General features: G+C 41.2%; 18 protein-coding genes. 14 read left to right on the top strand and 4 right to left on the bottom strand.

Going from position 1 to position 21,372, the window contains the following annotated elements:
• Positions 1 to 16: 16 nt before the first annotated feature.
• Positions 17 to 1,189 carry an MFS transporter gene (locus AR335_RS05445; protein ID WP_062232854.1) on the bottom strand — a complete coding sequence of 391 codons (1,173 nt, stop codon included), beginning with the start codon at positions 1,187 to 1,189 and terminating at the stop codon, positions 17 to 19.
• A 230-nt stretch (positions 1,190 to 1,419) separates the two neighbouring features.
• On the opposite strand from AR335_RS05445, the gene AR335_RS05450 reads away from it, so the two are divergent.
• The 6 genes from AR335_RS05450 (at position 1,420) to AR335_RS05480 (ending at position 9,259) form a co-directional block, all read left to right on the top strand.
• Positions 1,420 to 2,901: a spore germination protein gene (locus AR335_RS05450; RefSeq protein WP_156418863.1), complete on the top strand. Its 1,482-nt coding sequence runs from the start codon at positions 1,420 to 1,422 to the stop codon at positions 2,899 to 2,901.
• Positions 2,885 to 3,985, top strand: a complete 1,101-nt coding sequence (locus tag AR335_RS05455; protein WP_062232856.1) for a GerAB/ArcD/ProY family transporter — start codon at positions 2,885 to 2,887, stop codon at positions 3,983 to 3,985. The genes AR335_RS05450 and AR335_RS05455 overlap by 17 nt, the downstream gene beginning before the upstream one ends.
• Positions 3,982 to 5,121, top strand: coding sequence for a Ger(x)C family spore germination protein (locus AR335_RS05460; RefSeq protein WP_062232860.1), 1,140 nt, complete (start codon positions 3,982 to 3,984; stop codon positions 5,119 to 5,121). Before AR335_RS05455 ends, AR335_RS05460 begins: the two co-directional genes overlap by 4 nt.
• A gap of 62 nt (positions 5,122 to 5,183) precedes the next feature.
• On the top strand, positions 5,184 to 6,398 hold the full coding sequence (locus tag AR335_RS05465; protein ID WP_062232863.1) for a right-handed parallel beta-helix repeat-containing protein: 1,215 nt from the start codon (positions 5,184 to 5,186) through the stop codon (positions 6,396 to 6,398).
• Positions 6,399 to 6,603: 205 nt separating this feature from the next.
• Complete coding sequence (locus tag AR335_RS05470; protein ID WP_156418864.1) at positions 6,604 to 7,578, top strand: amidohydrolase family protein; 975 nt, start codon at positions 6,604 to 6,606, stop codon at positions 7,576 to 7,578.
• 601 nt (positions 7,579 to 8,179) lie between these two features.
• A complete protein-coding gene (locus tag AR335_RS05480) occupies positions 8,180 to 9,259 on the top strand; it encodes an AbrB family transcriptional regulator (RefSeq protein WP_062232869.1) in 1,080 nt (359 codons plus the stop codon).
• A 189-nt stretch (positions 9,260 to 9,448) separates the two neighbouring features.
• On the opposite strand, the gene AR335_RS05485 is transcribed toward AR335_RS05480, so the two are convergent.
• The gene (locus tag AR335_RS05485; protein ID WP_062232878.1) at positions 9,449 to 10,663 is read right to left on the bottom strand and encodes an MFS transporter; all 1,215 of its coding nucleotides are present in this window, start codon (positions 10,661 to 10,663) and stop codon (positions 9,449 to 9,451) included.
• A 5-nt stretch (positions 10,664 to 10,668) separates the two neighbouring features.
• Complete coding sequence (locus AR335_RS05490; RefSeq protein ID WP_062232880.1) at positions 10,669 to 11,118, bottom strand: MarR family winged helix-turn-helix transcriptional regulator; 450 nt, start codon at positions 11,116 to 11,118, stop codon at positions 10,669 to 10,671.
• Between the two features lie 224 nt (positions 11,119 to 11,342).
• On the opposite strand from AR335_RS05490, the gene AR335_RS05495 reads away from it, so the two are divergent.
• Positions 11,343 to 12,101 (top strand): 2-phosphosulfolactate phosphatase, encoded by a 759-nt coding sequence (locus AR335_RS05495; RefSeq protein WP_062232882.1) that lies wholly within the window; start codon positions 11,343 to 11,345, stop codon positions 12,099 to 12,101.
• Positions 12,102 to 12,188: 87 nt separating this feature from the next.
• On the opposite strand, the gene AR335_RS25115 is transcribed toward AR335_RS05495, so the two are convergent.
• Positions 12,189 to 12,320, bottom strand: coding sequence for a hypothetical protein (locus tag AR335_RS25115; protein ID WP_255357543.1), 132 nt, complete (start codon positions 12,318 to 12,320; stop codon positions 12,189 to 12,191).
• A gap of 505 nt (positions 12,321 to 12,825) precedes the next feature.
• On the opposite strand from AR335_RS25115, the gene treP reads away from it, so the two are divergent.
• The 7 genes from treP (at position 12,826) to AR335_RS05530 (ending at position 21,352) form a co-directional block, all read left to right on the top strand.
• Positions 12,826 to 14,235 carry a PTS system trehalose-specific EIIBC component gene (treP, locus tag AR335_RS05500; RefSeq protein WP_062232884.1) on the top strand — a complete coding sequence of 470 codons (1,410 nt, stop codon included), beginning with the start codon at positions 12,826 to 12,828 and terminating at the stop codon, positions 14,233 to 14,235.
• 76 nt (positions 14,236 to 14,311) lie between these two features.
• Positions 14,312 to 15,994: an alpha,alpha-phosphotrehalase gene (gene treC / locus AR335_RS05505; protein WP_062232887.1), complete on the top strand. Its 1,683-nt coding sequence runs from the start codon at positions 14,312 to 14,314 to the stop codon at positions 15,992 to 15,994.
• 25 nt (positions 15,995 to 16,019) lie between these two features.
• Positions 16,020 to 16,736, top strand: coding sequence for a trehalose operon repressor (treR, locus tag AR335_RS05510; RefSeq protein ID WP_062232890.1), 717 nt, complete (start codon positions 16,020 to 16,022; stop codon positions 16,734 to 16,736).
• Positions 16,737 to 16,842: 106 nt separating this feature from the next.
• On the top strand, positions 16,843 to 17,667 hold the full coding sequence (locus AR335_RS05515; protein ID WP_234293271.1) for an STAS domain-containing protein: 825 nt from the start codon (positions 16,843 to 16,845) through the stop codon (positions 17,665 to 17,667).
• A 174-nt stretch (positions 17,668 to 17,841) separates the two neighbouring features.
• Positions 17,842 to 19,017: a NupC/NupG family nucleoside CNT transporter gene (locus AR335_RS05520; RefSeq protein ID WP_062232895.1), complete on the top strand. Its 1,176-nt coding sequence runs from the start codon at positions 17,842 to 17,844 to the stop codon at positions 19,015 to 19,017.
• Positions 19,018 to 19,135: 118 nt separating this feature from the next.
• A complete protein-coding gene (locus AR335_RS05525; protein WP_062236866.1) occupies positions 19,136 to 20,158 on the top strand; it encodes an STAS domain-containing protein in 1,023 nt (340 codons plus the stop codon).
• 420 nt (positions 20,159 to 20,578) lie between these two features.
• A complete protein-coding gene (locus AR335_RS05530; protein WP_062232898.1) occupies positions 20,579 to 21,352 on the top strand; it encodes a GDSL-type esterase/lipase family protein in 774 nt (257 codons plus the stop codon).
• The last annotated feature ends 20 nt before the right edge of the window (positions 21,353 to 21,372 follow it).

Raw genomic sequence — 21,372 nt, forward strand, 5'->3', positions numbered from 1 at the left:
GCCCCCTTTCAGGAGATTAGTTCATAGATTTCTCTGCTGACTTTAGAAATTGCCTGCCTGCAAAAAATACAGCGGCTGCAAATAGAAAAGAGGCAAATAAAAATTCGGCACGATTTCCAACCTTGTAAAACATCGAGCCGATCATCGGTCCGGCCGCCATACCTAAGTACCGGAAAAAGTTATAAACGCCTATGGCTGTTGCACGATTATGCTGAAAAGCCCGTGCCAGCAGGGTGGTTTGGACAGGGAGTGACAGCCCAAGACAAAGACCGAAAAGTGAGATGCTCGTGATTAAAACGGGCAGTGATACTGAAGATAAAAAAACAAATAAAACGGTGGCAAGAACATTTAAGCTTGATGTTACAATCAGGAAATTTTTCGGATTGCCCCTTTCCTGGAGCCGTCCGCCAACATAGCTTCCTGCCACTAAGAACAAGGACATAGGAAGGAAAACCAAGCCTTTTTCGCTAGCCGATAAACCATAGAAGGCTGCGAGCAGATGAGGCAGGAAAACGAGAAAATTATAAAACGTATAATATTGAATAAATCCAAGAAGAACGATAGCAAGTCCGGTTCTTTTCTTAAGTACAATGGTGAAATCCGAAAAGCTGAATCCTTTTCTTGATTCCCCTGCAGGCTTTGTTTCAGGAAGCAGCTTCAAATTAGCAAAAAACATCAGCAGGCCAGTTCCTGTGAGTACCCAAAATACACCTTGATAACCAGTATACCCTCCAACAAAGCCTCCAACAACAGGCCCAGCTACCGGGCCGAGCGCTACAAGCATTTGAAAGGTTCCCATAGAACGTCCAAGGGCCTTTCCTTCAAATAAATCTCCGATGACAGTGGTTGCGACGACAGATCCTGCTGCGATTCCTGCTGCCTGAACAGCCCGGAATACGAGGAGTGTCCATATATTAGGGGATAATGCCGCACCGGCTGAAGCGGCAACATAAAGAAGTATTGCAGGAAGCAGCACTTTTCTCCGGCCGATCTTATCTGTCAACGGGCCATAAACCATCTGCATCATAGCAAGTATGAAAGTAAAGATGGAAATCGTTAAATTCACAATGAATCCCGAGGTCTGAAATTCATGCTGGATTTCAGGGAGGATCGGTGTATAGATCGTTTGTGTGAAGGGACCGAAGAAAGCAGCAAAGGCTACACAATAAAGTATGATTTTTTTATTCAATGAAGAGATCCGCCTTTCCAATATAAAAGCCAATTCATTTTAAAAAACAGATTTAAAATTTCATAATATTAACTTTCTGACTTTACTATTTTACACTTTTCTTATCATACGGCAAATCATATATTCAGCAATAGAAGAAATAGAATAAACCTTGCTTTATTTGCTCACTTTAATGATAGGAGAATAGCTTTAAAGGGAAGGTGAAGGAGATGCCGGGAGATGAAAAAATCATGCAAGAATCAGTGGAAATCAAACCAGTTGACTCTGCGGCTGCAAAAAACCTGGAGTTTGTAAATCAGGTCCTTCATCAAAGCAGTGATTTGAAAACAAGAGACATCAATCATAATGGATCAGCAGGGATTGTCATCTACCTGGAATCTATCGCTGATACAGAAAAAATTCAAAACAGCATACTAGAACCGTTAAACAGACAGCCGAAAATAAACATCATGGCAGGCATTACGAATGCAGAAATGATACAGCTTAACGATTTGAATGAAGCGATAAAAAAATTGCTGACGGGAAACTGCCTTCTGCTTTTGGACGGGATGGACAGTGTTTACGCCATCAATGTCCAGTTAGAAATCACCCGGCCTCCTGAAGAGCCCTACAATGAAAAAGTCGTCCGAGGTTCACATGAAGGCTTTGTCGAGAACATAAACCAAAACCTCGGATTGATCCGCAGGCGCATCGAAAATGAGAGTCTAGTCTTTAAGCAGTATATTTTGGGTAAAAAAACAAAATCAAAAGTGGTCATCGTTTATATGGATGATTTGGTGAATAAAGAAATATTGGCGGAAGTGGACCGGAGAATCTGTTCTATTTCAACAGACATGATTTTTAGTCCGGGGTATATGGAAGAGTTTCTGGAAAATAAATCATTCTCGCCTTTTCCGCAAATGCTTCCTACAGAACGTCCGGACCGGACGATGGCACACTTAATGGATGGTAGGATTGCGCTCTTGGCAGAAGGGAGCGCAACCGCATTAATTTTACCGGTTACGTTCCTTTCCTTTTTTCAATCGCCTGATGATTTTAACAGCCGGCTCCTCTCTGGTTCTTTTTTTCGCTTGCTGAGGATGGTAAGTTTTCTGGTGGCCATGACACTGCCCGCGATATACATAGCCATTATTGGATTTCATTTTGAGATATTACCGAATGAGCTCGTTCTTCCTATTAAGTCATCATTGGAAGGTATTCCTTTCCCGCCTATTGTTGAGGCCTTCCTCATGGTGTTTACAATTGAGCTGATCCGCGAGGCGGGGGTGAGGCTCCCCACTCCGATCGGTCAAACAATCGGTATCGTTGGCGGTTTGGTCATCGGTGATGCCGTAGTAAACGCCGGCTTTATCTCCAACGTGATGGTCATTGTCATTGCGGTTACGGCGGTCGCATCGTTTACAGTTCCAACCTATGAAATGGGTGCTTCGATTCGTATCTTGACGTTTCCTCTGATGATTGCCGCCTCTCTACTTGGCTTCCTGGGCATTGTTATGGGGCTGATGGTCATCCTGCTGCATCTTTGTAAATTGGAATCAATTGGCACTCCTTATTTCTCACCTTTTGGGCCGCTTAATCTCAGCGGCTTAAAAGATGCAATCGTTCGCTTTCCGATATGGAAACTGAATGATCGGCCGATGGACACTTTGCCGCAAAAAATAAAGAAGCAAAACAAAACCAGAGGATGGAGTAAAAATGAAACTAAGAAATGAGGACAATATTACATCCTTTCAGTTAATCTTCTTTATCGTCCAGGCTCAGGTCGGAGTAGGAATCTTATCTATGCCATACAATATTTACACACAAGCTGGACATGACAGCTGGATCTCTGTATTAATCGGAGGCTGTATTGTACAAGTTCTATTAGTTTTATTCTGGTACACCATGAAAAGATATCCAGCCATGACCATTTTTGAAATTTTTGATCATAGTGCGGGCCCCTGGATTGGCGGAGTGATTAAATTTCTATATATCATTTTTTTTATTTTGATCGGCGCGAGCATTCTTTCTCTATTTGCAGAGATGATCAACTTATGGATTCTTCCTTTGACCCCCAGGTGGCTGCTTATTATTCTAATGGCGGTTATCGGAATCTATGCAATAAGGGGGCCGGTTAAATTTCTTGCGAGGTTTTTTGTATTTGTCTCAATCATGCTGATCATTTTTGTATTACTTGTCATTTACGCTTTTTTTGAAGTGAATTACTTGAATATTTTCCCTGTAGGTGAGAGTGGCTTTTTTCCAATTTTAAAAGGGACGGAGAAAGCTTTTTTCTCCATGCTGGGATTTGAACTTTTTCTGGTCATTGCCCCTTATGTAGATACAAAGCCGATTAAGAAATTAAAGTCCATTTCCATCGCCAATCTAATCGTTACATTGTTTTATGCTTTCTTAACACTGATCTGTATTCTCTTCTTTGGTATTAATGAATTTAAACTGGTTCCCCAGCCGCTGCTGTATATGATAAAATCCTTTTCATTTAAAGTTCTTGAACGAATTGATTTGCTGTTTTTGTCCATGTGGATCGTTTCGGTTGCCACATCTTATATGGCCTTCTTGTTTGGCGCTTCAAGAGGAATGATGTCCTTTTCAAAAAAACATCAGGATCATACTCCTTTCGTTATTTTTGCTGCAATACCCACTGTCATTCTTGCGCTCATACCTGAGGGGGGGTATGAGGTTGGAAAGTTTACCAATTCCGTTACGTATTTAAGCTATATATTCGTAATCGGGATTCCAATCCTGTTTTTTATCATAACTGCTTTTACCTATATAAAGGAGAAGAAGGCGTTATGAAAAATAAATGGACAAGAATAATCTGCGTGCTGTTCTTGATCGCTTCGATAATCCCCTTGATGACAGGATGCTGGGATCAGCGTCTCATCAAGGAATCCAGGCTTATTTTAGCAGTAGGGCTAGATCTTGCTCCTAACGGAAAAATAAGGGACACCGTCGTATATCCAGTTGTAAACAAACCTTCTCAAGCGGTCGCTATGGTAAAAAGTGTGGTTGTAACTTCAACCGGAGACACCCCACGTGATGCGCGGTTTAACCTCGATAAAAAAGTTTCACAGATGTTCGACGCTTCAAGAAACCGCATCTTCTTATTTGGTGAAAAGCTGGCCCGAAAAGATATGTATTCCAGCCTCGATGTCATTTACAGGGATCCCAGAGGGTCCGTTAACGCCATGGTTGCCGTTGTGAAGGGTCAGGCTAAAAAAGGGCTGGAAATTCAGCCTCAGGATTCAACGCTATTGGATATCTATTATCCTGAACTGATAAGAAGTGCCAGTAATATCGGCCTCTATGATATAGAAACCGTCCAATCGATCTGTACGCTCATGTTTGATGAAGGGAATGATTATCTGCTGCCTTACTTGAAGATCAGCGAGAAGCAGCAAAGAGCATCAGTGATCGGAACAGCGATGTTTCATAGGAACAAAATGACAGGATCATTGAACGGTAGAGAGTCCACTCTGCTGCTGCTCTTGAAAAATGTTAAAAATCCTTACCCTCGATTTACATTTAAAATCAGCAAAAGGCAAGAAATCAATGAAAAGAATTACATGACCATTCTTGTTAATGATATTGAACGGAAAATGAAAATTAACATTTCCCACAATCAAAAAGTACATGTTAAACTAAATTTGGAAATGGATGTAAATGTAAATGAACTTCCGATGGATCATCTGGACAATCCCAAAAAAGCAATAAAGCTGGATCGTTTATTATCACGAGAAATGAATAATCTTGCTAAAAAAACGATTAAAAAAATGCAAAAAGCCAACTGTGATGAGCTTGAGATCGGCAAGAAGATTCGAGCGTTTCACAATTCCGATTGGAAGAGGATGAACTGGGATAAAGATTATTCAAAGATCACTATTGAACCAAATGTAAAAGTTATGATCACTCAGCATGGCATTATTAACTAATGAATAGGCTCTAATTGCCGATAGTAGAAGAGGAGAATAATTCATAGGGGGAAATATTAATCATGCGTAAAAAGGCAATGAAATGGATTGTAACAGCAGCTCTGATGGCCAGCATTATTCTTCCATCCCATGCAGCTGCAGCGACACCAACTTATTCGGTGACTCCAAACAGTAAAACCTACAAAGGACTCATGATGAACTTCAGTACGTATAATTCGTATACGAAGCATTATTATTTGCTGCGGTCGTACTTGGAACAGCTGGAAAAGACGGGTGGAGGTACTCTCGTTTTAAACAGAGGAACGTACACAATTTCCAACACCCTGTATGTTCCGTCCAATGTAACCCTGAAATTAAAGGACGGAGTGAACATTGTGAAAGGAACGAAGACCGGGACGAGTGTCTTTCAGTCAGCGAAATCTATCTTTCAGCTGATCCGTCCTTCCAAATCGGCAAAGAGCAGTATATATGGAGAATATAACGGAGAGAAAAACATCTCTTTTATCGGTGAAGGTTCAGCCGTAATCGATATGAAGTACACACAAGATGGAATTGCCATAATTGCAGGCCATAACATGAATATAAATGTAAAAAACATTACGTTCCGAAATATGCAATCTGGCCATTTTATTGAAATGGATGCAACGTCACACGCAACCATCGCACATAATCGTTTTCTTGATTCCAAGCCTTCGCCTAACAGGAATAAAGAAGCCATCAACCTTGATACACCGGATCATTCTACATTAGGATGGAGCCAGAAATGGAGCACGTTCGACCGTACACCGAACCAGAATGTAACCATTGAAGATAATGAGTTTAAAAATCTTGACCGGGCGGTTGGGACTCATAAGTATTCAGGCGGAAAATATCATGATCAGGTTGTCATCAAGGACAATACGATAGAAAAAACGCGCCAGGATGCCATTCGCGTCATGAACTGGTCAAACGCTGTCATAGAAGACAATACCATCAAAAATGTAGCTGACGGAACTGGGAGTTACAGGGGGATATTGGCCAGTGGTGCCATCCATCCGAAGTTTGAAAATAACGTCATAGAGGATGCTGCAAGACCTATGCAATTTCTCGTGTGGCGAAACACAGGACCGGGTTCACAGTACGATACGATCTACAATGATTTAAATGAAGAGGATATCAACACTTTAAAGACGAATAAAGTGAAGACACCGACTGAAGGATTTATCCGGATCAATAAAGAATATAATTCCTTCACAAAGCAAAATACCGATTTAATTCCTGTGAAAATCATGAACTAACTGGAGGAGTGAGGCTAGCTCACTCCTTTTATTTATAATGACATTCTAAGGGAGGAAGAGGTCAATTAAAATCGCTGCATTCCGTTCTTTTTTTGCTGCAGGAGGAACCATCATTTTACTGCTGGCATCCTGTACGATTCAAGTGGATAAAAAAGAAGAAAATGTTACCGTAATTCCTGATGTAAACTATAAAGCGGATCAAACGATGCATTTGAAATTAAAAGAGATGAGAAAGAAAAAGCCGGATGGCGAGCCGCTTTATAAGGTATATAAAGATCTCCCCTTAATTGATGTGCATAACCACCAATCTCCAGAATTTCCTTATAGGGAATGGGATAGACTCGGGGTGGATCGTACGGTTTTATTTGGTGGTATTTCTGAACCAGAGGCAATGAAAACAGATGAGCTCGCCTGGAAGGATTATGAGGAACGCCCTGAGCAGGTGTATCCATCCTTTGCGGGCATCAACATTTATTCTGAAAAAGGGATAGCCTATACAAGGAAAAACCTTGAAAATGGTTACTTAAACATCGGTGAATTGGCGGCTGCTTCAACTTATTCGCCAATTGTCTCTTCTGTTAAATGGAAGGCGGAAACTCCGTCTTCTGGGAAACTCAATGAGATTTATAAACTGGCTGGCCGGTATAAAGTTCCTGTGCTTTTGCATATCGATCCTGCTTATGGTCCGCCTATAGCGGGATTGCAAAGGGTGCTTACCCGTTTTCCGAAGGTCAATTTCATTTACGCTCATGCCAACGTTGCCTCCTCGCCAGAAAATATAGAAGCATTGCTTTCTAAATACAGCAATTTATTCATTGACTTTTATGCAGGATATACTGAATATGGCGATGGCAGTGAATATGAACTGAAAGATTTTGTGCCCTTGATGGAAAAGTATCCAGATCGTTTTTTGTTTGGCAGTGATTCTGGATATGGAATTGGGTATGATGGGGCTATTGCCGCTATTTATGAGATGATTGATCTATTAAGCGATAAAACAGCAGTGAAAGTAGCATATCAAAACTATGAATCACTGATTGAAAGACAGCCTCCTACCCAAACACAAATGAACAAAATTAAATCACTTTCGAAAGGTTCGGCAAAGTATAAGCTGAACAAAAGAGAAGCAAACGAACTGATCATGAAGCTGGCGGACAAGCGCAAAAAAGAAGGATCCTAAAAGGATCCTTCTTTTTGAGCTGATTTTCTAAAGGGTTAGATCCAGCTAAAGCCGAAACCGCAGCAACAGCGGCGGCGTCTGTGGCAACCGCAATGTTTTTTCTTTCGCTTTTTGCAGAAGCAAGAACTTGAAGAAGAAGAGGAAGAAGAAGATTCGCATTTATGTTTCTTTCCTGTGCTGAACTTTTTGTGCTTTTTTTCGAAGCCCATTTGTGCATCCCCCTTGAAAATGGATTCCAGAAATAAATTCCGGTTAAGATATCATATGAGAGGATGCAGAAGGTGGACTAGACCTCTGTTCTTGTTTTATAACTATTTTTCAAAGTTTAGTAGAAATAGTTTTTTTGTCTATTGGAATAAGCAGCTTATAATTTCCACTGGCATTCACCTCTTCAATCATCTTTCCTCAAACTGTTATCAATCTACACTTCGTAATTTATCCAAACCATCTATTCATGAACTTTATGAACAAAATGCTCTTTATGTATAAAACAGTCATTTTTAAACATTTTTTGATATGATAGTTGAATAAATGTACTAGGCAACGCTGATTTCTCAGGCAGGTATTGACTATCTGTTGAAGTTGAAGGGGTGCAATGCTGATGTTGGAAGGAAACAAAAACGTATCTGCGATTTTGCAGACAGCATGTATAGGGATCACGGGTGCACTCCTGTTCCTGTTGATACACATGCCATTGCCATGGCTGTTAGGTTCGCTCACTGCTGTTGTGGTATGGAGGAAGTTATCAAAACAGCCGCTGTACTGGCCGATCGGATTCAGGCATATGGCTATTATTTTTCTGGGATCGATGCTAGGAACTTCTTTTACAGCAGGAACAGTAAAAGAAATGGTGCTTCAGTTTCCTTTTATGGCTTCTACAACTGTTATTACGGTTCTATTTTGCCTCGTTCTGGCTTTCTACACGGTAAAACATATAAAAATTGATCTTGCGAGCAGTATCTTTGGAAGTGTTCCCGGCGGAATGTCACAGGTCGTGGTTATGAGCGAAGAAACGATGGAGGTGGATACAACGACCGTGGTCCTCATGCAGACGATCCGTTCAGTATCTGTCATCTTTTTCGTCCCCTTTTTAACGGTTCACGGAATTGGCGGTGAAGTTCGTCCATCTACGGCTCCACAGGTAAATGCTGCTGAGTCGGGGACATGGGTGCAGTATGCTGTTTTTGCTGCTATCGCCTTGTTTGGCGCCTGGGGAGGAAAGTGGATCAGGCTTCCAGCCGGCTTTTTGACAGGATCTCTGATCGCTGTCGCAGTATCCGTTTCGTTAGGATTGCAAGCCCCTCATGTTCCGTCATATTTCATTCTCGTTGCCCAAATTTTCCTCGGAATCCACATTGGCCGGCAGTTTAATCCACAAATGGAGGGGAATGTGAAGAAACTAGGCATCTACACGATTGGAAACAGTCTTTTGCTCGTCCTGTTTTCTTTAGGGATTGCTTTTTTGCTCAGCAAATGGACGCCAATGGACTTTACTACCGCGTTTTTGAGTGCTGCACCAGGAGGCATCGCTGAGATGGGAGTTACCGCTTCCGCAGTTCATGCAGATCTTTCCATGGTTACAGGTTATCAGCTGTTTCGTATCTTTTTTATTATGTTTGCTGTTCTGCCCCTGGCTCAATGGTGGGTGAGAAAACGGAAAAAGATAGCTAAATCAGCATAAAAAAGCTTGAAGATCATTATGATTCTTCAAGCTTTTTTTTATGGCTTTTTAAGTTTTTCCCCTAGCGAAGTTGTTTGAATATTCGATAAGGATCAATTATGTTTGAGTTTGGCTCAATTATTCTGATTTTGGCTCAATTATCATCGGATTAGGCTCAATTCCAGCCTTGCTTCGCTCAATTCCATGATATCAAGCTGATTTCCGCACATCTTCAGCCTGCTGTTTTCCCTTGTGCAAGAGAGACACAGCGAGATACAGGACAAGAAAGACTGCCATAAACAGAGCGGATAGTCGATACATGCCGGCATAACCCTGATGCATGGCGATCAGACCGAGCAGCATCGAACCTGCAGCTACTCCTAGGTCGAGCGAATTAAAGAACATGCTGTTGGCTAAGCCGCGTTGTTCCACGGGTACTGCTTTTATCATCCAAGCCTGTACGGAAGGCTGAATCATGCCATACCCAAAGCCATAAAGCATCGCGGACAGGATGATATACCCTGTGGAAGAGGCTATGGAAAGCGTAAGGAGGCCGCACATCACGGAGATGGCCCCCGCTGTCAGTAAGCTAAAATGACCTTTGCTGTCAAAAATCTTTCCGGAAAAGGGACGGATGATAAAGATGGCAAGGGCGTTGAATAAAAAGAAGTAGCTGATATGGGTGAGGTGGGCTTCTTTTCCAAATAGAGCAAGGAAACTAAGCAGCCCTCCATACGTAATGGATAATAACAGGTTTAATAGCCCAGGAAGAGCAATCTTTTTAAGGGCTTCTCCCGTACTGTGATTGGCTTTTTTCAATGGTTCCGCACTAGGCGGGGCTGGAAGAACGGCGGCGGATCGGTTCACGAACGCCAGCGGGAAAATAAGAATTAAAACAACAGTCCCGACAGCTGCCAGTGTTCCAAACCCGTAGTTGCCAAGCAATGAAAGGCCGATAATCGGGCCGAGTGACATCGCTAAGCTCGTTGAAAGCCCGAAATAGCCGATTCCTTCACCCATCCGTTTTTGGGGTATAACGTCAGCTGCCATGGTAGGCAAGGTTGTGCTTGATAGTCCGAAGCCTATCCCAAAAAGCACACGCATGACAAGAAGGAGAAGAATAGATCCGCACCAATAATAGCCGGCTGTCGATAGTGCGGCGATGGCGATCCCACAATAAAGAATGACAGATGCTTTTCCTTTTCGAAGAATCCCCGCTGCAAAAAAACGGGTGGCGATGGCAGAAAGAGCAAACAGGCTCGTAACAAGGCTGACGGTAAAATCACTGGCTTGAAAGGCATCTTTCGTATAGACAGGAAACGAAGGAAGTATCATCTGCAAATTTAAAAATAAAAGCAAATTGCATACGGTTATGATAATAAATTCCTTGCTCCAAAGTTTTTCTTGGTGTGAATTCAATTGCATGGCTCCTAACTGTTGATGATGTCATCAATATTTTTGCTTAATTTCTCAAGGACTTCTTTAAACCGTTCCACTTCTGCCGGTTCAATTCCGGCAAGGATTTCTTTCATGGTTTCAGCTTCAATGGGAACGGTCTTGGAGGCGATTTCCTCGCCTTTTTCCGTAAGGGAGACAATAAAAGCTCTGCGGTCCGTTTCGCTCATTTGCTTTTGAATCAGTTCCTTTTTCATGAGGATATCGAGGATTCTAGCCGTGGTTGGCTGGTCTTTAGCCGTCCGGCGGGCAAGTTCTTTCTGGGTAATGCCCCCGTCCTCGAATAACTGATAAAGAACCGACCATTGTTCGGGTGTAATATCAAATTCACGAAAGCGATGCATAAGCAAATTTATTGTTTTCCTGCTTGTCTGGTTAATTAAAAAGCCGACAGAAACATCTTTATGTTGTGATTGCAAAATCATCGTTCCTCTCATAAAAAATATTTGTTAAGACAATTATAAGTAAAACATATATTTATAAAGAATACAATACACACAAAAAAACCCGCTGCCAGAAGCAGCGGGGAAACATTCGAAAAATTTTCAGACCTCAGGATACAGTTTAACAAATTATGTAAAAACAGTCTACTTTTTTTAAAGTGCTGCTGATACCATTAAAAGCAGAGAGACTGAAGGGAGAATGAAAAATGTTGGTATTTCAGCAGCAGCGTTATCAATGCAAAACAGAGTGGGGAGTCAGGGGGGCAAGGGAAGCAGCAGAGCGGGGAGACATTATTGTTGTGGTTGATGTTTTAAGCTTTTCATCCACCGTTGTTACGGCACTAAGTTATGGTGCTAAGATTTTTCCCTATCCTCCGCCAATCAATGAAGAAGCCAAAAAATATGCAGAGGAAATCGGAGCAGAGCTTTTATCAGGAAGAGCAGAAGCTTTGAAATGGGGGATGCATTCTCTTTCACCGGCATCATTCAGTTTGCTTGATCAAGAAAAGAAGTTTGTGATGTGCTCGTTGAATGGTGCAGCGTGCATTTGGGCTGCCAGAAAAGTTCCTGCACTGCTGATCGGCTGTCTGCTGAATGCATCGGCCGCTGCGGGAAAGGCCGAACAGCTGCAAAAGCAGTCAGGTGCTGACATCACCGTGGTGGCATGCGGTGAGAGATGGGAAAATCCGCAGGAGGCTGAAAATAACATCAGACCAGGTATCGAGGATTATCTCGGTGCAGGTGCCATACTTTCGAAACTTAACGGAAGTAAATCGCCTGAAGCACAAGTATGTATAGGCGCTTATCTTTATCAAAAGGAAAACATTCAAGAGGTCATTTGGAACTGCGGCAGCGGACTGGAGCTGCGTGAACGCGGATTTTCAGAAGATGTTCGGCATTGTACGAAGATGGATGAGTTTGATCTTGTACCCCAGTTGAAAGGGAATGTTTTTGCTAGGAGCTGATTTCATGACCTGTCCCATACCAAATAAAGTCCTGATCGGATAGGCCAAAATCAGGATCTCTATATGAACAACCTGCAGTGCGTTATATTACACCCACTTGTAAATCAGCTTTTGATAGATTTTGTCTGATGGTTTTTCGCTGTCAGGGTAAATATCGATGATCATGATTTTTTCGCCATCAATCGTTTTTTCGAATGTCTCCCCGATCCAAACCTTCATTTTTTTACACTTCCAAAATCATTTTGAAAGGCCAGCAGTGCCGTTTTTGAACAAATATCAATATTTACACCCTGTTTTTGAAGTTTGGAAATAAGCTCCTTAAGTTTTTTTGTCATGCTTCCTCATTCCTTTTTATTAGAATAAAGGCATATCAGCCCGCTTAACTTTAATCAACCATTCAAATCCAATTCTATTTCTTCTGTTCTTATAAACAGTATACCGCGTATAGGTGTTTTCATTTGACTTTTGAAAAAAATCCCACAACTATTGTTTTTTCATCGAAAGTTTGGATGAAGGTAAAAGAAATAACAAAAGTGTTGACCTTCATGTATATACAAGCTACAATACAAAACAAGACATGTATATACAAGTTTTCGCTTTTTATGAAAGCGATTTAAAAACGCACTGCTTTACATCACTTTTCAAAATTTAGCCTTGATTACAACGCGTGAACAAGGCTGTTTTATAAAAGTTATATGTAAACGGTATCAAGGAGGAAGGTTATATGGACATCAGGCAAACCGCTGAACAAATTGTAGAAGCTGTAGGCGGCAAAGAAAACATCGGTGCAGCAACTCATTGTGTGACCAGACTTCGCTTTGCACTAAATGATGAAAATCAAGTCAACAAAGAAAAGCTCGAAAATATTGATGCGGTGAAGGGATCTTTTTCCACAAACGGCCAATTTCAAGTCGTCATCGGACAAGGACTCGTGGACAAAGTTTATAATGAGCTCGTCGAGGCTGCAGGAATAGGTAAAGCAACAAAGGAAGACATCAAAAATGCGGCTGAACAGAAACTGAATCCTATACAGCGGGCCGTAAAAACATTAGCTGATATTTTTATTCCAATCCTTCCGGCAATCGTTACAGCCGGTCTGCTCATGGGGATAAACAATATCCTTACTGGGCCAGGGATTTTTTATGAGGGGAAATCTTTTGTCGATGTAAATACCGCTTGGAAAGATCTTGCTGATATGATCAATGTGATTGCCAACACAGCGTTTGCTTTTCTTCCTGGATTAATCGGCTGGTCAGCCGTCAAGAAGTTCGGGGGAAATCCACTGCTGGGGATCGTCCTGGGTTTGATGCTTGTGCATCCAAGTCTTCTAAACGCATGGGATTACGGAAAAGCGCTTGAAGCTGGAAAAGTGCCGCACTGGAATTTATTCGGTTTACAGATTGAGAAGATCGGCTATCAAGGCCAGGTGCTTCCTGTTCTGCTGGCATCCTATGTGCTGGCGAAAATTGAAGTGTTTTTAAATAAAAAGGTACCCGATGCGTTTAAATTGCTTATCGTTGCTCCGATTGCCCTGCTCGTTACAGGTTTTCTTTCCTTTATCGTTATTGGCCCGATTACATTTGGAATCGCAAACTTTTTAACTGATGGACTTGTCAGTATTTTTGACAACTTTGCTGCTTTAGGAGGGCTTATCTATGGCGGTCTCTACGCTCTGCTTGTTGTAACAGGCATGCACCATACCTTCCTGGCGGTAGATCTTCAGCTCATCGGAAGCAAGGGAGGAACCTTTTTATGGCCGATGCTCGCTCTTTCTAATATTGCTCAAGGATCCGCCGCTCTGGCTATGATGTTTATCTCAAAAGACGAAAAGGTAAAAGGATTGTCCTTTACATCAGCTGTTTCTGCGTATTTAGGAATAACTGAACCTGCACTGTTTGGGGTTAATCTGAGGTTCAGATATCCCTTCATCTGTGCGATCATCGGTTCTGCGATCGCGGGGGTATTCATTACTATAAATAAAGTTAAAGCTTCTTCCATCGGTGTCGGTGGAATACCTGGTTTCCTTTCTATTTTCCCGGATAAATGGGCGCCTTTCTTTATTGGAATGGCCATCGCAATTGTTGTTCCGTTTGTATTAACATACCTCTTTGCCAAAGTAAAAAAAGCGAAATAACGGACAAGTACAGCTGGCTCACTTACATGAGCCGGCTTCACATTTATAACTATTAGACAGATAGGCGGTGTACACTATGGAACAGCCATGGTGGAAAAAATCAGTGGTTTATCAGATTTATCCAAAAAGCTTCAAGGATACGACCGGAAACGGTACCGGAGATTTAAACGGAATCATTGAAAAGCTGGACTACTTAAAGCTTTTCGGTGTAGATGTGGTCTGGCTGACTCCAATCTATGAGTCTCCGCAAAAAGATAACGGTTATGATATCAGTGATTATTATAAAATTCATGAAGAATACGGCTCCATGGAAGATTTTGAACGGCTGCTGGGTGAAGCGCATAACCGGAGCATTAAAATCATCATGGATATCGTTGTGAATCATACATCTACAGATCATGCATGGTTTAAACAAGCCAGCTCTTCAAAAAACAATGAATTTAGAGATTTTTATATATGGAAAGATCCGAAGGACGGAGCTGCACCGAATAACTGGATCTCCAAATTTGGCGGATCAGCGTGGAAATATGATGAAACAACAGAACAGTATTATTTGCACCTTTTTGATGTATCTCAAGCGGATCTGAATTGGGAAAATAAAAAGGTCCGTGAAAATGTGTATGAGATGATGAACTTCTGGTTTGATAAAGGCGTTGACGGTTTTAGGCTGGATGTGATTAATCTTATTTCTAAAAATCAGGATTTTCCTGAAGATGACGGATCACTTCCGCCTGGTGACGGCCGCAGATTTTATACGGACGGCCCAAGGGTGCATGAGTTTATACAGGAGATGAATTCAGAGGTCTTTTCTAAGCATGACAGTCTGACAGTGGGAGAGATGTCCTCCACTTCCATCGATCATTGTATCCGATATTCCAGGCCGGAAAACAAAGAATTAAGCATGACGTTTAACTTCCATCATTTAAAAGTTGACTATCCTAATGGAGAAAAGTGGACGGCCGCTGATTTTGATTTTCTTTCGTTAAAAAGGATTCTTTCTGAATGGCAGACACGCATGAATGAAGGTGGCGGGTGGAATGCGCTGTTCTGGTGCAATCATGATCAGCCTCGAATCGTCTCCCGATATGGGGATGATGGTGAACATCGGATAACATCGGCAAAAATGCTGGCGACGGTGATTCACTGTATGCAGGGTACTCCTTTTATTTATCAGGGTGAAGAGTTCGGCATGACAAATCCGGGCTTTGATTCCATCGAAGACTACCGGGATGTTGAAACACTCAATGTCTACCAAGAGTTAAAAGAGGCAGGAAAAGATGTACCGGAGATTATCAAGATACTAAAGCAGAAATCAAGAGATAACTCACGTACTCCTGTACAATGGGATGCATCGCCAAATGCTGGTTTTACCTCAGGTACTCCTTGGATCAACGTTGCGCCTAATTATAAAGAAATCAATGCACAAAAGGCCGTTCACGACGAGTACTCTGTGTTCAGCCACTATCAGAAATTAATCTCCATGCGAAAGTCGCTGGATGTTCTAACAGAGGGGGATTACAACTTAATCCTCGAAGACCATCCATCTATTTTTGCCTATACGAGAAATACTCCAGATGAAAAACTGCTGGTCATTAATAATTTCTATGCTAAAGAAGCGGTGTTCCATGCACCTCAAGAGCTTGTACCTTCAGGGAGAAAGGCAGAGGTGATCCTGTCTAACTACGAGGATTCATCCCATGAATTCCAAGGAATGAAGCTGAGACCTTATGAATCCATCGTTTATCGCATTATAAAGTAATGGTACAATAAATGTGGTGGTAAAAATGAAAACAAACAAATATTTGGCGATCTATCAAGAGATATCCCAGCAGATTGAAAAAGGGGAATTTGCTGCAAGAAAACAACTGCCCTCTGAGCATGAGCTTGCTGAGCGATACAAGACATCCAGGGAAACGATCAGAAAGGCCTTAAACTTGCTTGCTCAGAACGGGTTTATCCAGAAGATCCGCGGGAAAGGCTCAATCGTCCTTGATCTGGCTAAATTTGATTTTCCTGTTTCCGGACTGGTCAGCTTTAAGGAATTGGCCTCGAAATTAGGGAAACCTTGGAAAACATTGGTTCATGAATTGGAAACAATCGCTCCAGACGTTTTTTTGCAAAATGAGCTGAATTTGACGAAGAACGATACCGTTAGGAAAGTAATAAGGATACGGGAGATAAATGAGGAAAAAATTATCCTCGATAAAGACTTTTTTAACGAAAGGTTGGTTCCTGGTTTAACAAAAAAAATCTGTGAAGATTCGATCTACGAATATATAGAAAAAGATCTTGGGTTAACGATCAGCTTTGCCAAAAAAGAAATTATTGTTGAAGAACCGACAGAGGAAGATCAAAACTTGTTATCACTCAATGGCTTTCATAACGTTGTAGTTGTTAAAAATCATGTCTATCTTGATGATGCAAGCCTTCTTCAATACACTGAATCCAGGCATCGTCCCGATAAATTCCGATTTGTTGACTTTGCAAGAAGAAATCATTAGTTTACGCCAGGCAATGCGACCATTGCCTGGTTTTTTATTTTCATCCATTAAAAGTGTTACTATAGAAGAGGATGCTTGGATACATAAGGAGGGAACACCATTGGCAATGGAACGTGACTTATACGAGTATTTGATGCGAAACACCGCAGCTTTAAGTGAGGAATGGCTGAAGCTTCAGGAGGAAAAATTAAGTCTCAGCGGCTCTTTAGAAGGAGTCAGCGCAGAACGAATACAGCATAATCAAACATTTATTGAAAATATGGCCAAAACGTTTATCAGCGACGACGTGAACTTTTCCGCGTGGTCAGAGCAGGTGGCTGTAAGAAGGGCAAATGCTGATACCCCATTGCATGAAACTTTGGAAAACTTTAAATATTTCAGGATTGTTTTCTGGAATCTAATCATGGATTTTGTACAAGAGAATGAAGCAGAAATCTCCCTTCAAACGCTGGGACGATGGAGCAAAAAAGTGAATGCGGGTGTTGATCATGTCATTGAGCTTTTTACGGTTTATTTCCAGCAGATCAGTGACGCGAGACTCTTGTCACAGCAGCAGATGATCCTGGAACTGAGTGCGCCGATTATTCCCGTGTTTTCAGGGATCGGTGTTTTGCCGCTGGTAGGCGAAATTGATACTTACCGCGCGCAAATGATTAAAGAAAGCAGTCTTGATAAATGCACAGAATTAAAACTTGAACATTTGATCATTGATCTCTCAGGTGTTCCAATCATGGATACGATGGTAGCGAATGAGCTGTTTCAAGTTGTTCGGGCGCTTGCTTTACTCGGTGTTGAAACAACAGTAACTGGAATTCGTCCGGAAATTGCACAGACTGCGGTTAACCTTGGATTGGATTTTTCCAACATATCAACGTATGCCCATCTGCGCCAGGCGCTCCCGGTGATTATTAAAAGCCGTCAACTTTCATAACCTATTGTTATTTCAGCCACCTTTTATCTTGGGTGGTTTTTTTGATAGGGTGAAAATTTCAGGATAAAGCATCCAGTATGGAGGGTAGTATATGTATATGTTTATTTGCTGTATGAAAAATATTTAAATATGAAAAATTGAACAATATAAAATTTAAAGGGGGTTGATGGTAGATTGAAATATCTTATTTTTATTTTAGGGCTTGCTGTTATATTTTTGCTTGCTTATGCCGTCAGCAATAATAGAAAGCATATCAAGTTTAAACCTATAATTATCATGCTTGTACTTCAGGTCCTGCTGACTTATATCCTGCTCAATACAGGGATTGGTTTAGTAATTATCCATGGTATCTCTAATCTTTTTGAGAAGCTGCTCGGGTATGCAGCAGACGGTGTAAACTTTGTTTTTGGCGGAATTGCAAACAAAGGGGCTATGCCATTCTTCTTTAATGTTCTCCTGCCGATTGTATTTATATCCGTTCTGATCGGAATTGCACAGCACTTAAGAATTCTGCCTTTCATCATAAAATGGATCGGATTTTTCCTAAGCAAGATCAATGGTTTAGGGCGTTTGGAATCCTATAACGCCGTGGCTTCAGCAGTCTTCGGACAATCAGAAGTTTTTATTTCGGTTAAAAAGCTGCTGGGCCATATGCCAAGGCATCGTCTGTACACGCTGTGTACGTCTGCGATGTCCACGGTATCTGCATCCATACTTGGTGCATATATGACACTGATTGATCCGAAGTATGTTGTGACGGCCTTAATGCTTAATCTTCTTGGAGGATTCATCATAGTAAATATCATTAACCCTTATGAAGTAACAGCAGAAGAGGATATTATCGAGATTCAGGAAGAAAAGCAAACCTTTTTTGAAATGCTGGGGGAGTATGTTCTGGACGGGTTTAAAGTAGCAATCATTGTAGGTGCGATGCTAATTGGATTTGTGGCGCTGATCAGTGCCGTTAATGATGTTTTCAATATGGCGTTCGGCATAACGTTTCAAAAGCTGCTCGGATATGTATTTGCTCCGTTCGCCTTTATTGTCGGTGTTCCTTTTTCAGAGACTGTAAAAGCCGGAACGATTATGGCAACAAAGCTTGTATCCAATGAGTTTGTAGCAATGCTTGACCTCGCCAAAATTAAAGGACTTTCCGAGCGTACCGTTGGTATTGTATCGGTATTTCTCGTTTCTTTTGCCAACTTTTCTTCAATCGGAATCATAACAGGTGCGGTAAAAGGCCTTCATGAACAAAAAGGGAACGAAGTAGCAAAATTCGGACTGAAACTGCTGTATGGAGCCACACTCGTCAGCTTGTTATCAGCAGCAGTTGCAGGGATCATGATCTAGTGATTTTATTAGAAAGGCTGAATCTAACGGGAATTCAGCCTTTTTTTTGGGCTTTTTCTTGTGAATACAGTAAAATTAAAGAAAGGTTGATTGCCAAGCCTTGAAAGGACTGGTCATTATGAATCATTTAAATAATACACAGATTAAGGTGGGAAGTGCTGAATTCAGCTGGAAACCTGCTGATGGAAGCTTTTTATTCGAAGGGGAGGATGCTATTCTCTTTTGGATTAATTCCGCTTTTAAAACATTTCTTGACACCATTGAAGAAGTATCCGGGGATGAGTCAGCTAATATCGTACTTGAGACAACTGGATATCGGATGGGAATCATCGTTGGAGAATTCTTTTATAATGAAGGAGCCAATCCGTCAGATGTCCTGAATGTACTGCCAGGGATTTATGCTTCTGCCGGATGGGGAACCTTGGAGATTGAAGAGTTGGATGAAAAAGAGAAGAAAGCTGTTTTGCGGATGAAAAACAGCTGGGAATACCGAATCAATAAGCTGCAGAAAAAGAAGAACCATGGAACATTCATTCCTGGACACTGGGCGGGTGTACTAACCGGATTGTTTGGAGAGAACCTCTGGTATCGAGTGACTTCCAGCCAGCTGGAAGGTGATGAACATTGTCAGTTTGAATTCTATCCCTCACTAATCACCGTTTCTGAAAATATTCATGAACTTTCAAGAAGGAGAGAACAGGCTGAAATATTTAAGCTTGAAAAAATAGTGGAAGAACGGACGAAAGAATTGTCCGATCTGCTAAAAGTTATTTCTTCACCTATCATACCTGTCTTGGATCATATTGTAGTCATCCCGCTATTGGGCAAGTATAACGAAGACCGTTCTAAAGAATTGCTTGAAAAAACCATCAATGAACTTCCGAAATATGAAGCTGATTTTTTAATCCTTGATCTTACGGGATTGGATGAGGACATTAGCGAGTATACAATTTCTCTGTTTCAGCAGCTCATTGCGGCTACGACATTGCTTGGCACAAAAACGATCATGGTAGGAATTTCATCGGCACTTAGTATAAAGATGACAAATTCAAATTATCATACTTCCGATATAAAGTCCTTTGCCAATCTAAAGCATGGCATTCATTATGCCCTTGCTGAAAGAGGCCAAAGGATCATATAAAAAAAACAATCGCAGCCATTGGCTGCGATTGTTTTTTTCATTGTTAATAAGGTGGTAGGATTAATTCTTGAGCGCAGTTTGGACAATACGTATAGCGTTGTTCTTCAACAAGAGAATGTACTTTATCTTCGCTGTTTGTGAAGTCACGATAATTGATAAGAATAAAGTTATGCTGGCATGCGTGGCAGATGTATGCTGTCCGATGTATAACCAAGGATTTATGATCAACTAAGTACTTTGACATAGAAAGCCCCCCGCATTAATCTGACATAATTTTATCATAACGTATTAATATTGCGAAAACATTACAATGGTTTAAAGGCTTCCATACCGATTTATAGTTTACATCCGAGGAAATAAGGGAAATATTTTAAGCTAGATCATTAGACCTAATTGAAATTAAATCCGGAGGCTTTCACCATGAAAAAAAACACATTAATTATCGCATCCTGTCTGATCGTTCTAATCACAGGCATCCTTTTTTCCATCACAAAGCTTAATCTTCCTTCTGTTCTGTCCTCTATGACCCATTACGGAAAATCAGAATTGAAAAACGATGGCAAAGAATTTAATTTGGTTGCATTGGGGGATTCATTATCCTATGGTGTAGGAAATTCAAGCAACAGCGGTTATGTAGGAACAGTGGAAGAACGACTTGAAAATCACATGAAAACTGAGATTACAGTCAAGGATTACGGAGTTCCAGATGATACAAGCGCCTTATTGTTAAAGCGTTTAAAGAATGAACAGTTAAAGTCATCCATCGGCTCTGCACGAATGATCTTCTTAAATATTGGTATGAATGATTACTTAAACAGCCTGCACCTTTCTAAAACCCAGCCGGATCGAAAAAAAGAAATCATTATAAAAGCACAGCAGAACTATCAAAACAATTTAAAAACAGCGGTAAAAGAAATGAGAAAAGAAAATCCAAAGGCAAAAATATATCTGGTAGGCATTTATAACCCATTCACAAACCGAAAAGACCGCCTCCCTGAAAGCGGCCTGGTTCAGCAATGGAACAAAAAGGCACAGGATATAACGGCTGAACAGGAGAATACCCGGTTTATTAATGTAGAGGGAGTCTTCACAGGGAAAAACAAAAAAGCTTATTTTGCTGACGAACTGCATCCTAATAAAAAGGGGTATGCGTTAATCGGTGAAGTAGTTTATAAACGTTTAGAGTTAAGGTGAATCAAAAAAAATCAGCCCTT

It is taken from the genome of Fictibacillus sp. FJAT-27399 (assembly GCF_001510655.1).
Taxonomy (GTDB): Bacteria; Bacillota; Bacilli; order Bacillales; family Fictibacillaceae; genus Fictibacillus_C; species Fictibacillus_C marinisediminis.